This window comes from Planctopirus sp. SH287, assembly GCF_056500625.1.
In genome coordinates, this window is record NZ_CM151403.1 from 4,124,033 (window position 1) to 4,139,573 (window position 15,541).

Sequence of the window (15,541 nt, forward strand, 5' to 3'; positions counted from 1 at the left end):
CCAGCCGACAAGTTTCTCTCCGTTCTTGTCCATCATTCCCTCAAACAAAACCTGAACTGAGCATAATCAAACCTTCACAGAAAATGCAGACAGCCCGTTCAAAAGGCTTTGAGCCAATCGAACGGGCTATCAAGTTTTTGAACGGTCAGGATCAACCGTTCCTACAAAAAAGAGCCTTGGAGAACAGAGTCTTTGGAGACGGTCGCAGGCTCTGTGAGAATTAGAATCCTGCGGGAAGTTCTGTATTTGTCTGGCTGACCAGCGACGCTGCCTGTGGGACTGGCGAAGGCTGCAAGGCACTCACGGGAGAGGGCGGAATGACTGTGTTGTTTGAGCTGGTCTCCAGCGGTGGATTGACCGGAGGGAGGGCGTCGATCATTCCAGGAACAACCAGAGTTTCTGTGGGGACGGAGAGAACCTGAACGGAAGCGGGTGACTTCTCAACCGTATTGGCGGGTGCCATGGACGTGTGAGCCGCACTGACAATGGTTGGCTCGGTGAGCGGTGGTGTGAATTTTGCGACGGATGGCGAGACAGCTGGAGCCTGGACGACATTTGATGCGGGTGAGGCCACCTGACGTCCGCGTCCGCTCATCTCAGCTTGTGGCTGATAGCTGATGGGGAAGACGGTGGCAGTCGAGGCCTGCGATGCGGCTTGAATCGCGGCCGGAGCTGCTGGCTGCTGATAAAGTGGCGGTGTGAATGTGGTGGCGTGATTTTGAGTCGCCGCTGGCTGAGCCGACACCGATTGCATGAGCACTGGTGGCATGACGACTTGTTGCTGCATCATGGGTTGCTGTTGTATCACAGGCTGCTGCAACATGTGTTGCACTGGCTGTGAATAAGCGGTGACAGGCTGAGCTGGCTGTGCCTGATAAACCGGTGGCCCCCAGGTGTATTGCTGAGGAGCTACTTGTGGTTGAGGAATGGCCTGTGGCTGAGGAGCGGGCATGTAATAGACCACAGGCTGCGACGTCATGACCTGCTGAGGAGCCGTTGGCTGGACTCGAACATACTGCTGAGGCATCATCATCTGTGTGGGCTGTGGAGCCACGGCATACTGATAAGCCGGGGCTTGGGCAACCATCTGCACTGACTGAACAGGACGTGGGGCTGGTGCCGCTGGAACAGGGGCATAGGCCACCTGCTGGATGGTCTGTGCAGACTGGGGAACTGCCAGTGGTGTTGGCTGGCGAGCAGGAATTGGCTGCAAAGCGGGTGCCCGCTGAGCCACTTGCTGCTGCGGTGCGACGGCGTGCATCGCCACGGCCTGATGAGCATTCTGAGGAACCGGTCGTGGTGCATTCCGTGCGATGACGGCAGGAGAACCAGCAACGGCCAGAGGCTGAAGCTGAGTTGCCTGAGTGTGCGGAGCAGACTTCAGGAGATTCTGCATGTTGGCTTTGGGGCCAATCTGATTGTTGGCCAATGCCAGTCTGGCCTGGACATCAGGCTGGTGACTTTGAGCGGCCAACGACTGCTGATACATCTGTGTGGCAGCTGTCATGTTGCCTCGTTCCTGATGAATTTCTCCCAGTTGGGCCAGGGCTTTCGGCTGTTGAGGCTGAAGTCGCAGAGCCTGCTGTAATGACTGTTCGGCGGCAGCGGTATCGCCGGCTTTTCGCTGGGCTTTGGCTAACCCGACATAGGCTTCCGGGCTGTAAGGCTGTGAACCCACCCAGGTTTGCATCGCTCCAACGGCTTCACCGGATCGGCCTGAGTCGATCATCAGTCGTGCCAGGGCATCGTAGGTCGGTTCGTGTGCGGGATCGATAGTCAGATTGTGCTGAAGAATCTGCTCAGCTTCGGCCGTCTGCCCCAGGCGAGACTGGGCAATAGCCAGGTTAAAGCGGTAGTCGGGATTTGAGGGATCATCGTAAACGGCTCGAGCAAACTCGTTGCGAGCCATATCGAATTCGCCACGCTGGTAGTACGCCGCCCCTGAACTGTTCATGACCCAGCCATGGACGGGAGAACAACCCACAGCTGTGCCTAAAGTCATGGCCAAACCGGCCGCAAGCGCATAGCGGCGTACATTGAAGGTACGAACTGGCATCGGAAAACTCCGGAGAACTCTGCGTTGAGGTGGGATGCAGATGGAAAGGCTGGAATGACAGGACAGAAGCCACTGAAAGGGATCAGCAAGGCTTTGTGCGAGCGAATGTCGCAAACGGGCGGGGTGTGAGGCAGGAGAAGCCGGTTTTCTTTCATCAGATCACCCGACTTCAAAGTGATATGTAATTCACCAGAACGCTGCGGACAAGAGGAACTTGAGCAGAAATATCGGCAAAGATTGCTGATCGACGCAATCTCGTGAATGCCCCCCTTGCGGGGTTTGTGGCGGCGTATGAAGGTCAGTTGTTTATCCACGAATGGGGCTTACGCCGCCAGAAAACACGCTTGCAGGAGAGAATCGGGGTGAGGGGTATTGAGGCATCTGTGTTTCAGAGAGATACCAATTAGCACTTCGTCGATGGCGTGCCCCCCTTGCGGGGTTCGTGGCGGCGTATGAAGGTCAGTTGTTTATCCACGAATGAGGCTTACGCCCTGTCTTTTATACATAAATTTCTTATTCCTTTGAGCAAGCGGCACGGCATTGACACCATCAAGGGGTGATGACCAGATCAACCCACGGGAGTTCCGGCCTGGGGGAAAAACCTGCTCATCGGAATGACTCCTTTGCGTTCTTCGCGCCTTTGCGGTGAGTCAAAGAATTTTTACCGCGAAGAAAAGAAGAGCGCGAAGGAATTCGGAAGAGATCGAAGGGAGACGAACGGTATGGGGCGGGAGCCTGCTCTATGACTTTTGAACAGCATCAACCCCTTGAATTCCCTCGGCTGTATGCCAGATATTGAGGTAACGGCCGCAAGGTGCTATGGGCCACCCATGCCAATTTCATGGTGCGGTTCAGGTGGCGAAAAAGTTGTGTATAAAAGACAGGGCTTACGCCGCCAGAAGACACGCTTGCGGGAGAGAGTCGGGGTGAGGGCTGATCAATCATCCGCGTTTCCAATGGCAATGCACGATCTCTCATCGGGAGCAACGCGTTCCCCCCTCATCCGGCCTTCGGCCACCTTCTCCCTCAGGGAGAAGGATTTGATGGTTTTCGGACAGCCTTTCAGGATGCCAGAAGCGGGATCACGGAGAGTATCTCTCAGGAATAGAAGCAGTCCTCAGGAAAAGTGCCGTTGCTCCTGAAGCGGGCGTCGAGATACATTCTGCGGCTTATTCAGTCTCAGAGTGCCTTGAAGATGACGGCTTTAAGATGCTCTGTTGCTCATGACTGCTTTTTTTCCCGTCTGCGCGGAATGGATTCTGCCTGATGACGCTGACATTACGACAACAATTCGGGCTGCTGGTGGCTGTTGGCCTGGTCTTTTTTGCCGGTCTGGGCAGCCCCTGGCTATTTGATGAAGATGAACCCAAGAATGCCGAGTGCGGCCGCGAAATGTTTGTTCGCGGCGACTGGCTCGTACCGACATTCAACGAAGAGTTGCGAACCGACAAACCGATCCTGATCTATTGGTTGATGCTGACCTCGTTTCACTTGTTTGGCGTGTCGGAACTGACGGCCCGACTGCACTCTTCGATTCTTTCTCTGGGAAGTGTCCTGCTGGTCTGGCAGATGGGTCGATCGCTGTTTCGTGCGGAGACCGGACTGCTGGCGGGATTGATTCTTGGCACCAGCCTGATGTTTGCCGCAGTGGGACGATCCGTCACGCCTGATGCCACGCTGATTTTCTGCATTCTGCTATCGATGACTGCCTATGTCACGACGGTGGCTCGTCGACATGGCGGGCGTTTCGGCCTGCCCGATATGGAGGGAACCACCGTTGCCGAACGGCTTTGGAGTGAATATGTCCCTCAGACCCGTCTGGGGTTTGCTGCGATCTATGGTGCGATGGGCCTGGCTGTTCTGGCCAAAGGGCCGATTGGTTTTCTGTTGCCAACCGCCATCTGGGGTCAGTTCCTGCTGCTCCAGCGGCATCGTGATCGAACCGAGCGGGGAAATAGCGTGGTGAATCCGGCTCAGCACTGGCTGAGTCGCTATTTTCTGACACTTTGGGATATCTATCATCCTCAAGCGTTCTGGGCCGCATTGAGAGAAATGCGATTTCCGATGGGGATCCTGATCGTCGCCCTCGTTGCGCTGCCTTGGTATGTGACGGTGGGAGTGGCGACGAACGGCGCGTGGCTTGCCGGATTCCTGGGTGGCCACAATGTCGACCGTTTCATGCGACCGATGGAGAATCACTCGGGGCCATTCATCTATTACATTCCTGTGATTGCATTGGGGTTCTTTCCTTGGTCAGTCTTTTTGCCGGCCGGGATTGCTCAGGTGATGCGAAGCCTGAGGCCTGGTGTGACGGATCGACCCGCCGCGACGTTTCTGGCGACCTGGGCCTGTGTCTGGATCGGTTTCTTCTCGCTGGCGAGTACGAAGCTGCCTAACTATGTCCTGCCCAGTTATCCGGCGTTGGCATTGCTGGTTGCCAGCTACTTAAGTCAGTGGATGGCCGAGGCACCGAACCTGCGGTCACTGGGCTTTCGCCATGCCTGCCGTATGCTGGCAATTGTCGGTGCGATTGCGATTCCGGGGTTCCTCTATGCCACCAGCATCTATTTACCGGATGAAACCTGGCTGGGTGGGTTGGGGCTGATTCCATTGATTGGCGGGATTCTGGCATTCAGTGCTGCCCAGAATGCCAAGCGGCGGCGTGCAGTTATGGTCTGTTGTGCTGCCGCGTTATTACTTTCGCTAGGGATGATGGGCGTTGCGGCTCCCCGGATCAGTCGCTATCAGGATTCGCCTTATCTGGCAAAGCTGATTCGATTGCAGGCCGGCGACCGCCCCGTACGGATTGCCACTCACAGTTATTCTGCACCAAACCTGGTTTTTTATGCGAAGCAACGCATTGAAGGTCTCAGGACGCCAGAGGATGTGACTCAATTCTTTCAGAAGTCACCCGAGGCGTATCTCATTACGCGGGCTGATCGGTTAGAAAGCATGATCGAGGCGCTGCCGCAGGACGTGACCATTCTTCACCGCTTTCCACGATTTTTGAGAAAGCACGATCTCATTGTGCTGGGGCATCAGTCACAAGCGGCATCCATGACGGCGGCTGCTGAGAATTTCGACAAGATCCGCTGGAAGTAAATGACGTTGATCTTGCCCCATCAGGCCAGCAAAACAGCCCTGCCGATCTCATTGGCACGATCAGCAGGGGTGTGAGAAGGTCTCGGTGCATTCCTCTTGGAGAAAGCTGGATCTCCCTTGGAGAAGGCTGTGTCGCAAGGTCACGACTTGTGCCCACTGGTTTTTAACAGAGGGCTGTGATAGAAAGCGGATGGATCATCAGAAGAATTTCGCACGCATTTTTCGTGCTGAGTTCGTTTGAAATTCGGTTGGTACAACTGAACTCAACGCATCAGATTCACAACGGCGGGTTGTAATTGTATTGACGGGAGGTTTCCGGCAACGGAATTCTCGGCATGTCCGCTTGGGCGAATGTGACCAGCTCCCCGGAACCGACCTGCTTTCCTGATGCTTGTGGAAATTTGAAGAGACGAAAGGCTTGTCATATGTCGTTCTACATCGGTGAAGCACTGGCTGGTGAAGGAAATGAAATTGCCCACATCGATCTGATGATCGGTGAGAAGTCAGGCCCAGTAGGGATTGCCTTTGCCAATGCGCTGGCTGACCAGAAGGCTGGCCATAGCAATCTGCTGGCCGTGCTTACACCGAACCTGGCCGTTAAACCTGCGACGGTGATGATCACCAAGGTCACGATCAAAGGTGCCCGTCAAGCGGTGCAGATGTTCGGCCCAGCCCAGTATGCTGTGGCCAAGGCTGTGGCAGACTCCGTTGCTGAAGGCGTGATTCCCAAGGATCAGGCTGAGAAGCTGGTCATTGTTTGTGGCGTGTTTATTCACTGGGAAGCTGCTGACGACAAGAAGATCGTCGAGTACAACTACGAAGCGACAAAGCTTGCTATTGCCCGCGCCATGAAGAATGAACCCAGCGCGGATGAAATGATTGCCAAGAAGGATACCGCCAAGCACCCGTTCTCAGGTGTCTAATCGAATCTCTGATATCTCAACGAAACTCTGGCATCTCAATGAAACAGCGGTGGCCTGTCAGCTTTGGTGAAAAGGCTGCCGCTTTTGATTCCAGCGTCTGAGGACGAGTTCAAGCCACCCGGCGGGACACACAACCCGTCGGGATGCGGTGCTCGCGCTCTTATGGTTGGAACTGAATAAAGCCCTCGGCCTGGATCGAATGATCTGTTCGAGGGCCATTTCGTAGAACCCGATTGTTGATCCGAAGTTCGCTACGGAAGCTCAGCGAGGGGATTTCCCCATAATAGGCCGTGCGGTAGGCTGAGCGGCTTTTGGGGAGCCATGGTTCAGCAGCCGCGCCTTCCGGTGGGGTATGGCTGAAGTAAGACCTTTTGAAGATCCAGTCTTCGGCCATTACGGTTTGGCTTTGTATCAGGCAAAAGGCTACCAGAGCGATGAGGCCCAAAATTTTGCTTTGCGGGGAGAAGATTCCTCCCCGATCCTTTTTCAGTCTGCCTGCTGAAATCGAGTGAGCGCTCTTTTTCCTGGTAAGAAAAATCGGCGTGTGCGATTGACTGAGAGAGGGATGTTTCGTGGACATGACGTTGACTCCTTACAACAGTCGTTGCCGTTAATTCCTCAAATGAGGTGTTTTTGCAACTGAGTCCGCCTCGTGTGGCGGTCATTCTCCTAATGGCAAGTTGCATGCCGTCTTCATTGCGTTGCTAAAAGCCCCTTGAGTTGCGGTTGCGGTGAGAGCAGAACTGACTTATACCGTAAGCTGGATAGTTTTTATGGTGGGCCACATCAGCGAGTTTTTTTGAACGATACCGGAAGCTGTGGGAACCTCTTTTCCCAAGGGCCAGGAGACATGAACGAGTGACGACAACTCCCCAGGTTCGTGTTTTTTCAACGACCACCCATGATGGTTCTGGCAACAACGAGAGCCAGAAATCTGCCTTCTCCGCTGAGACTCAAACATTGAATTCGAGCGTGGAAAAAAGCACCACCAGTTCGCCGCTTGCGGCTTCCAAGCCAGCAGAGACCACCAAACTGAAATCGACCGGGCAAGGTCTATTTACCGTCTGGCACGGCCTGACATTCGGTCAGTTGTTGCGACTGATGTGGATGCGTCCGCGAATGCACTATTCGCGCACATTAAGAATTCTGTCTTTGTTTGTGATTTGTCCATTTAACTCCTTTTATGCCTTCTGGTCTGGTCTGATCTTTGGTGGCAAAGTTCGACAGACAGAGATCGCCCACCCTCCGGTGTTTATTCTGGGCCATTGGCGTAGTGGAACCACGCTGCTTCACAACCTGATGACCATGGATTCGCAGTTCACTTATCCGAATCTGTATCAGGTGATGTATCCTCAGCATTTCCTCCTGACGGAACGATTGATTTCCGGCTTGATGGAACCCTTTCTTCCAAAGACCCGTCCCATGGACAATATGCCTGCGGGGTGGAAGCTTCCACAAGAAGATGAAGTCGCTCTCCTGCTGGAAACATTGGATTCGCCATATCTCATGGTCGCGTTTCCCAATGAACGGGAGTATTACGGCGAAACCTTCGATATTCGCGACATGTCGCCGCCGAAACAGGCCCGGTGGAAAAAAGTCCTGGTCAACTTCATGAAGAAACTGACCGTTCGCTCAAACAAACCGATCGTGATGAAGTCTCCGACGCACACGTTCCGTATCGCGACTCTTCTCGAGTTATTCCCTAACGCGAAGTTTGTTTACATCCATCGTGATCCTTACGCGGTCTATTCGTCAAGCCTCCATCTCCGGCGAACGATGTTTATGGAGAATTCATTCCTTGCTCCCAGCGATAAGTCTTTATATGAGGACACGCTGGAAACTTTGGGTGTCTGCTTCAAAACTTACGAAGAAACGCGAAGTCTGATCCCTGCTGGTCAACTCTGCGAAATTCGTTACACCGACTTGGAACAAAATCCGGTCGAGCAAATGAAACGGGTCTATGACGAACTGGGCTTTGAGGGTTGGGATCGCATGCAGCCGGTTTTTGAACACGAAGCCATCGCGATGTCTGAGTATAAGAAGAACAAATTTACTCTCGATGAAGCGACCCGGAAAACGATCTATGACCGGGTGAAATTCTTCTTTGACAAGTATGGCTACGATCCCCAATTGCCATCTGCCTCAGCGAACAGATAAAAGACAATCTGTTTTTGAGGGCCCGGTTGCTAGTGAACAGGCGGGTTGCGCAAAGCCTTAACCCGCCCTACATAAATTCGCTGCTGAATCATAAGGCAAGCTGCCAAGACCGATCAGAATTCTCCGACAACCTCTCCGCCCTGATAGGAGAGAATCGCGGCGTAGAGTTTGTGGTCAATGTTTTCTGAAACAAAACGAGAGCTGCCATCCAGAAAGAGGAAGTGGACACCGCCTTCATGGTGAGAATGGAATTCCTGTTCACCGATGTCACAGGCTGCGATTCCAGTGGGAAGATTTCTTAGTTGGACCGCATTGGTTTGAACCTCACACCCCTGCCAGGCACGTCCTGCCTGGATATCAATAAATCCCCGGCGTGCATTTAGCGGCACCGATTGGGCATGCATGTTCTTGACGCCAGCCCACAGGCCAAACCAGGCGCGAGGAGCTTCACCAATCCAGATCGTATTGGTTGTCCCGTCAGTGATGTGTTTCATCCCCAGGCATTTGCTATTGCCGATGACGGCGGGCCCACGGGGTGGGTTATTGCTACAAGGACGATTAGTAGATCCTACGGGAGAAGGGTCGCACCGGAGTCCTTCATCCCCATAGTTTGCTCCGTAATCATTCCGACCATAGAGGACTGTCGCAGGGGTCGCGGCAGTGGGGGAAATCCCTTCCGGCTTTGGCAAATAGGAATCCGGATTGGAGGGGCAAACAAAAAACGGAAGGTTCTTTTGCGCAATGGGCATGTTCGTGGGAGAGGTATACCACTCGTCCTTATTAAAAGCTGTGTACATGCCTGCTTGATCAAGGAACGGAAGGAGTGCAGCTCCCCAACTCAATTTGCCACCGATCGCAATGGTCGTAGCTATAGGGGCTGAGCCCAGTCCCGGTCCTCCTTTGGGGAACACCTGATAGACGTCATGATAATTGTGGGTGGCCAGCCCGATCTGTTTGAGATTGTTTTTACACTGTGTGCGGCGGGCGGCTTCGCGGGCTTGTTGAACGGCGGGGAGGAGCAGGCCGATCAGAATGGCGATGATCGTGATAACGACCAGCAATTCAATGAGCGTGAAGCCATTGCGAGAAGTTCGCTGCGAAGTCTGAAGCGGGCAAAGGCGGGGTGTGATCAAAGGCATTGGGCGGGCTTTCTGGGCTGGCCCATGGCGACGGCCGCGCGGAAAGACATCGGCACCAACACCGGACGCCGAAACATGCCTCACCGAGATGCTTTAAGGCCGAAGCATCATGGGATGGTCATGTCGGGCCGTATTCTGACTCACAGATCAACAGTCTCCAGACGCCTTCCCACGATCCTTTCCCGCATCCCTTAAAGGCTGCAAGAAACTTTCACAGTGGCTGAACACCTTCGACTCATGTTTGAGCGAACGTGCTCTGTCCGAAGACCTCCCTGTTCACAGCGGCGGTCCCGTGCCGGAATTTCACCAGCTTCCTGTTGCAGTCGCTCCTTTGAGAAAGCAACCACAACGCCCGACAGACTAAGCGGAAGTCTAATCGTCAGTCTTCAGGTCGTCCAAGTGAACAGAGAAATCACATTGAAATTTGGGAAGCAGAAATCGCTGTCAATAGGCAATGATCATGCCAACAGACATGCTCCAAGAGCCTTAGAAAGGTGCATGCACTCACGGAAAGGGGGGGGATCCACCAATGGAAACATCCAGGGAATCTCATATCATTATATAGCCCATCTCATGGCGGGATTGGCAAATCAAGTTTTCCTAATTTTCTCCGCCACGTTTAAAGGAATTGAACAATGCCATCTCCAGCGCCTCGGCAACCAAACATGTGTCGCCCAGGGTTTACACTGATCGAGCTTCTGGTGGTGATTGCGATCATTGCCATTCTGATTGCGTTGCTACTTCCTGCTGTTCAACAGGCCCGAGAAGCTGCCCGTCGGACACAATGCCGGAACAACCTCAAGCAGATTGGCTTGGCGATGCATAACTATCTCGATACTCATCGGGTGTTCCCGCCAGCTTATGTTGATCTTCGTGGAAACACTGGTTCACAAGCGACACTGGCCGACACTCATGGCCATTGGGCATGGTCAGTGTTTCTGTTGCCATTCGTCGATCAAACGCCTCTCTACTCACGCTTGAATCCCGGGCCGCAGTCGGCCACGCAAGCCATGACTAATCAACTGGCAAACATGCAGACCAGCTTGCCGGCATTTCGATGTCCATCAGACACAGGGCCGACCTTGTATAATCCGACAGATTCGGCGGGATATTGTATTACTGACACAGGCGGTACCGAGCGAGGTCTTCCATTGTCCAACTATCTGGTTTCAGGAAACACCAAGCAGGTGCGTCAAAACCGTGCGGTGAATCCACAGGATGGAACGACAGGAGCGACGGGCATGTTTTTTAGAGACAGTCGTATCTCAATGTCAGACCTGACAGATGGTTCCAGCAACACCATTCTGGCTGGCGAGAAAGCGCACATTCGGAATGGATTTATCCAAAGGGCTGGTACGCTTTATGCCGTTCGGGATCGTGATATGCTGGGGCCTGAGCATCAGGTTCACGCGTCATCCACCCGCTATTATGATCGCGGGCTTCACACTATTTCTGCCAGTTGTCATTGGGGTATTAATGCCGTACTGACAACCAGCAACAACAATGATCGCATGCCGTCATATAGCAGCTTACATACCGGAGGTGCTCATTTTGTAATGGCAGATGGGGCAGTCAAGTTTATCAGTGAAAACATCAATAACGATCAGTCAAACGGCACAGATAGCACTCTGGAACGATTAGTCTCCATCTCAGATGGCGGCGTGATTGGTGAATACTAATCGTGATTTCCGGGGAATGTGGAGGCAGGAGATAGCGTGAACACGCCCTCGGCTACACGCGTTGCCATCTACACTCAACATCCTCGTCAGCACCAGCATGTTGGTTTTTCTTTTCAGAAACCCCTGTTCGCTGTGCTCGCTTCCCGACCAGACCTGCACGCCAACAACACGCAGGTCTGTTCGGGATTTATTATCCACCAAGTGACAAGGGCTGTAATTATGAAACAAGCATCAATCGTCCGTCAATTGTCAGCAACATGGTTGAGTTGGGGCTGCCTTTCCACAGTATTCCTAGTGATCACAGGCTGTGGTGGCGGTAGTAATTCTCCTCCGTTAGGTACCGTCTCAGGGACAGTCACTATAGACGGCAATCCACTCGAAGGCGCTGAGGTCATCTTTCAACCTGCTGACGGCCGAGCATCCTCAGGAATAACAAACTCTCGAGGGATCTACACACTGGCTTATACAATGAGTGAAAATGGAGCCAAAATCGGCCCTCATAAAGTACGAATCACGTCTGCTCGGCTCGGAAGCGGCGGCGAGGGGTCACAGCCAAAAATCGAAGAGCGAAAAGAATTATTACCCGCCAAGTATCATGCTAAAACAGAGTTGACCGCAGATATTAAAGGCGGCTCCAACACTGTCGATTTTGCACTGAAAACCAAATAGGTAGACAACGGTGCGCAAGGGCTTTGCTCAACCCACCTCTATTCTGAAAAAACACAGTTCTACACATTCGCTAGAGATGCGAGTTCCGTCTCCGGGCTATTGGCAGGCGTTGTCCCAAGCAAAGCTGGTGGGTTGCGCAGGGCCTTAACCCACCCTACATAGAGACGCGAATACATAATAGCCACGCAGATATATAGACGCTTGAAGATGGGTGTGTTAGTTGGTGCATTGCGCTGCGCTGCATGCACCCTACCGGGTTGAATCAGAATCAGTGTCGACCATGACGTAAAAACCTCTTATGGCGTTGCCACCCCGGTAGAAATCGGAATTTCAACCGGGGCTACCCAGATGGAACGATTCTCAGAGGGAACAGTGTGCCTGCCCATGAATCAAGCGAATTTGCTCACAAAATGATTGCCCTACTTGTGGTGGCATTTATTTACATTTCTATATCAACCATATCCATTATTGAATATGGAGATGCCGACAATCTGACCGTTTCAGCGATATTCAATCATAGTGGACGGTATGTTGCCTCATTCATCATGTTGCTGGCTTCTATTACAATAAGGCGATCGGTTCTTCCTCAGGCAACTATGTGTTTTGTTGTGGCGTTGCTTGGGGCAGGAGAATTATTGTTGCCTCAGGTTTTTCATGATGCTCAAGGTGCGTTTTTAATTATTTACATTTGGATCGCACAGGGTGTTGTGGTTTGTGGCCAGATATGCGACGTTGCCTGGGGCACGCTTGTGAAAAGCAAGCACATGCGTACAGGTAAATGAAAACTTGCGATCTAGCTAGCCATCCGGGATCACCCAGCCTACACAAGACTGAATCAGAACCGGCGTCGAGCAAGGAGTAAAAACCTCTTATGGCGTTGCCACCCCGGTAGAAATCGGAATTTCAACCGGGGCTACCCAGCGGTGGCAACTGCCAAAGAGAAAGTTCGACACTAGCGGTTCTTCGGTCACTGGCATAGCAAAGCTGGTGGGTTGCGCAGGGCCTTAACCCACCCTACATAGAGACGCGAATACATAATAGCCACGCAGACATCTAGACGCTTAAAGATGGGTGTGTTAGTTGGTGCATTGCGCTGCGCTGCATGCACCCTACCGGGTTGAATCAGAATCGGTGTCGACCAAGGGGTAAAAACCTCTCATGGCGTTGCCACCCCGGTAGAAATCGGAATTTCAACCGGGGCTACCCAGCTTTCAAAGGTTCGCTGCCGATCAAAAAAGCAGACCATGAGGTGACGCCCCTCGAAATTCCGTCTTTCTTAATGTGGCAATATGACGTACAATATTGTGTTATACTGCCGCACACATGTGAGGAGGCCAAGTCGTGGCAACAACCGATAGCGACGCCCGGATCAACTTTCGACTCAGCAGTGACCTGAAAAAAACGATTGAAGACGCTGCTGCAGAAATGGGGCAATCTATCAGTGATTTTGCCATTTCCACCTTGGTACAGACGGCTCGCAAGATTCTTCATGAGCAGCAAGTCACCCAACTCAGTGAACAGGATAGGCAACTGTTCATGGCGATTGTGGATAACAAGTCAATCAAGCCCAATGATGCTCTCATTAATGCGGCCAAGCGGTACAAGAAGCAGGTTCACTGATGATGACCTGAGGCGATCTGTCGGTTGGATAAAAACCATGAGCGTTCGGCGTTTAATTGCGGCCAACCGATTTTAAACGAGTGGCTGAAGGAGCGGGCCGGTCAGTTCGACCGTCGTGATCTCTCCCGCACGTTTGTTGCCACTCGCCCCAATGAAGTCTCCGTTCTTGGTTATTATGCCATCTCCACGCATCGAGTCACCTACGATGCGCTGCCTGGTGTCGAGGCCAAGGGATTGCCTCGGATAGATGTTCCTGTGGTGCTGATTGGTCGGTTGGCCGTCGATCAGAACTTACAGGGGCAAGGGTTGGGGGCGTTACTGTTGATTGACGCCTTGCGGAGATCAGTACATATTTCCGAACAAATCGGAATTCGGGCTGTGGAAGTGGATGCAATGGATGACATTGCCCGAAACTTCTATTTGAAGTTCGGGTTTCAATCCCTCCTGGATGATCCCCGCCATCTCTTCCTGCCAATGCACGCCATTCGCAAGCTGAAGCTCGATCCCATTTAGATGCGTTTTTCCGTATAGGTATTGTTGGTAGCCCAGAATCTGGGCCGCCCACTTACTCAGAGCCGAGAGCATGGCACGAAGGCTACTTCTATTGAACATTGCGGAGGCTTGGCGACAGCAGTGCCTGCCGGTATCAGTGGCCAGGATGGCCGATGGCTCTCGGTGACAATTGTCAAAGAGAAAGTGCGACACAAGTGGCTCTTCGGTTATTGAAACAGCAAGGCTGGTGGGTTGCGCAGGGCCTTAACCCACCTTGCATAGAGACTACATACAGACGCGAATATATCATAACCACGTAGACATATAGATGTTTGAAGTTGGGTGTGTTAGCTCACCCTACGCAGAGACTACAAAGTCACTCGAATACACAACAATCATATATATTAAATTAGGCATATTAATTGGTGCATTGCGCTGCGCTTCATGCACCCTACCGGGTTGCCGAGCTACCGGGTTGCTTGGCAGATGGGGTGTGTTATGATGGGGAGTTGGTTCAGGCGAGGGTTTCGGCGGGGGTGGGGTTCATTTTTTCGTAGGCGGAAAGGATGAGTTCTTCAGTTTCTTCCCAGCCGATGCACCCATCGGTAATTGACACGCCGTATTTTAACTGGGTGGGATCTGTCAGTGGCTGGGCACCGGGAAGCAGATTGCTTTCCACCATGGCGCCGGCCAGCGCGGTTTCCCCTGCTAAACGCCGTTCGATAATGTCGTTCCAGACAATGTGCTGCTTAGTGAAATCCTTGTTTGAATTGGCGTGGCTGCAATCGACCATCAGGCGGTCACTCAGGTTGAGCTTTCGCAATTTATTGACCGCCTCATCGACGTATTCACAAGCGTAGTTCGGGCCTGTGCGACCGCCGCGAAGAATGAGCATGCCCCACGAGTTCCCTGCCGTATTGATGATGCAGGTTTTTCCTTCGGCATCAATCCCCAGGAAGCTATGCGATGCCCGTGACGCCTGCATGGCATCCAAAGCGACTTGCAGGCTGCCGTCGGTGCCGTTTTTGTAACCGACGGGCATGGATAACCCACTGGCCATCTGGCGGTGTGTGGGTGATTCGGTTGTCCGGGCACCAATTGCTGCGAATGAGATGAGATCTGAAATGTATTGCGGTGTGATCGATTCCAGCAGTTCGGTCGCTGCTGGCAAGCCCATGTCATTGACTTCGAGCAGAATGCGGCGTGCGGCCCGAAGACCCGTCGCGATGTCGAAGGTTTCGTTGAGATGGGGATCGTTGATGAGACCTTTCCAGCCGACGGTTGTGCGAGGTTTTTCAAAGTAAACCCGCATAACAATGAAGATGTGGCTTTTGACCTTCTCGGCCAGACTACGGAGTTTGCGTGCGTAATCGAGAGCGGCCACATGATCATGAATGGAGCAGGGGCCGACGGTGACGAACAGCCGCGTGTCTTCGCCCGTGAGGATGCGCTTAATCGTCTCACGGCCTTCAACCACCGTGCGCATGGCGGCGTCGGAAATGGTTTCTTCCGACATGAGGTAACGGGGGGCAATCAATGGCACAGTATCCCGGATGTTGACGTTTTGAAGCGGTTGCATGACGTTGACATTCTTTGATGCAGAGCAAACCGCCCCACATCTTCAACTGCGCCGGGCTGATCACCCCGACTAAGGAAATTCGATTTCCCCGACATGAATCGGGGCAGGTTTTTGTTCGGGAGCAT

The 15,541-nt window shown here is 52.9% G+C and carries 12 protein-coding genes and 1 riboswitch; of the genes, 8 read left to right on the top strand and 4 right to left on the bottom strand.

Going from position 1 to position 15,541, the window contains the following annotated elements:
• Nucleotides 1-220: 220 nt before the first annotated feature.
• A complete protein-coding gene (locus SH287x_RS15315) occupies nt 221-2,056 on the bottom strand; it encodes a tetratricopeptide repeat protein (RefSeq protein ID WP_479515241.1) in 1,836 nt (611 codons plus the stop codon).
• A 1,266-nt stretch (nt 2,057-3,322) separates the two neighbouring features.
• Between SH287x_RS15315 and SH287x_RS15320 the strand changes: the two genes are divergently transcribed.
• Entirely contained in the window at nt 3,323-5,158 is a 1,836-nt protein-coding gene (locus SH287x_RS15320; protein WP_479515242.1) for an ArnT family glycosyltransferase, read from the top strand.
• Nucleotides 5,159-5,583: 425 nt separating this feature from the next.
• Entirely contained in the window at nt 5,584-6,081 is a 498-nt protein-coding gene (gene fae, locus SH287x_RS15325; protein ID WP_479515243.1) for a formaldehyde-activating enzyme, read from the top strand.
• Between the two features lie 160 nt (nt 6,082-6,241).
• Here the strand turns inward: fae and SH287x_RS15330 are convergent, their stop codons facing one another.
• A complete protein-coding gene (locus tag SH287x_RS15330) occupies nt 6,242-6,475 on the bottom strand; it encodes a hypothetical protein (protein ID WP_479515244.1) in 234 nt (77 codons plus the stop codon).
• A 464-nt stretch (nt 6,476-6,939) separates the two neighbouring features.
• On the opposite strand from SH287x_RS15330, the gene SH287x_RS15335 reads away from it, so the two are divergent.
• Nucleotides 6,940-8,238, top strand: coding sequence for a sulfotransferase family protein (locus SH287x_RS15335; protein ID WP_479515245.1), 1,299 nt, complete (start codon nt 6,940-6,942; stop codon nt 8,236-8,238).
• 113 nt (nt 8,239-8,351) lie between these two features.
• Here the strand turns inward: SH287x_RS15335 and SH287x_RS15340 are convergent, their stop codons facing one another.
• Nucleotides 8,352-9,377 (bottom strand): DUF1559 domain-containing protein, encoded by a 1,026-nt coding sequence (locus SH287x_RS15340; protein WP_479515246.1) that lies wholly within the window; start codon nt 9,375-9,377, stop codon nt 8,352-8,354.
• 109 nt (nt 9,378-9,486) lie between these two features.
• Nucleotides 9,487-9,747: riboswitch (cobalamin riboswitch) on the bottom strand.
• Between the two features lie 265 nt (nt 9,748-10,012).
• Here SH287x_RS15340 and SH287x_RS15345 point away from each other — a divergent pair.
• From SH287x_RS15345 to SH287x_RS15365, 5 genes are all read left to right on the top strand, one after another.
• A complete protein-coding gene (locus SH287x_RS15345; protein ID WP_479515247.1) occupies nt 10,013-11,056 on the top strand; it encodes a DUF1559 domain-containing protein in 1,044 nt (347 codons plus the stop codon).
• Nucleotides 11,057-11,092: 36 nt separating this feature from the next.
• Nucleotides 11,093-11,725: a carboxypeptidase-like regulatory domain-containing protein gene (locus SH287x_RS15350; RefSeq protein WP_479515248.1), complete on the top strand. Its 633-nt coding sequence runs from the start codon at nt 11,093-11,095 to the stop codon at nt 11,723-11,725.
• 374 nt (nt 11,726-12,099) lie between these two features.
• On the top strand, nt 12,100-12,507 hold the full coding sequence (locus tag SH287x_RS15355) for a hypothetical protein (protein ID WP_479515249.1): 408 nt from the start codon (nt 12,100-12,102) through the stop codon (nt 12,505-12,507).
• A gap of 559 nt (nt 12,508-13,066) precedes the next feature.
• Nucleotides 13,067-13,345 carry a type II toxin-antitoxin system TacA family antitoxin gene (locus tag SH287x_RS15360; RefSeq protein WP_479515250.1) on the top strand — a complete coding sequence of 93 codons (279 nt, stop codon included), beginning with the start codon at nt 13,067-13,069 and terminating at the stop codon, nt 13,343-13,345.
• A gap of 24 nt (nt 13,346-13,369) precedes the next feature.
• Nucleotides 13,370-13,858, top strand: a complete 489-nt coding sequence (locus tag SH287x_RS15365) for a GNAT family N-acetyltransferase (protein ID WP_479515251.1) — start codon at nt 13,370-13,372, stop codon at nt 13,856-13,858.
• A gap of 493 nt (nt 13,859-14,351) precedes the next feature.
• Here the strand turns inward: SH287x_RS15365 and SH287x_RS15370 are convergent, their stop codons facing one another.
• Nucleotides 14,352-15,416, bottom strand: coding sequence for a 3-deoxy-7-phosphoheptulonate synthase (locus tag SH287x_RS15370; RefSeq protein ID WP_479515252.1), 1,065 nt, complete (start codon nt 15,414-15,416; stop codon nt 14,352-14,354).
• Between the last annotated feature and the right edge of the window lie 125 nt (nt 15,417-15,541).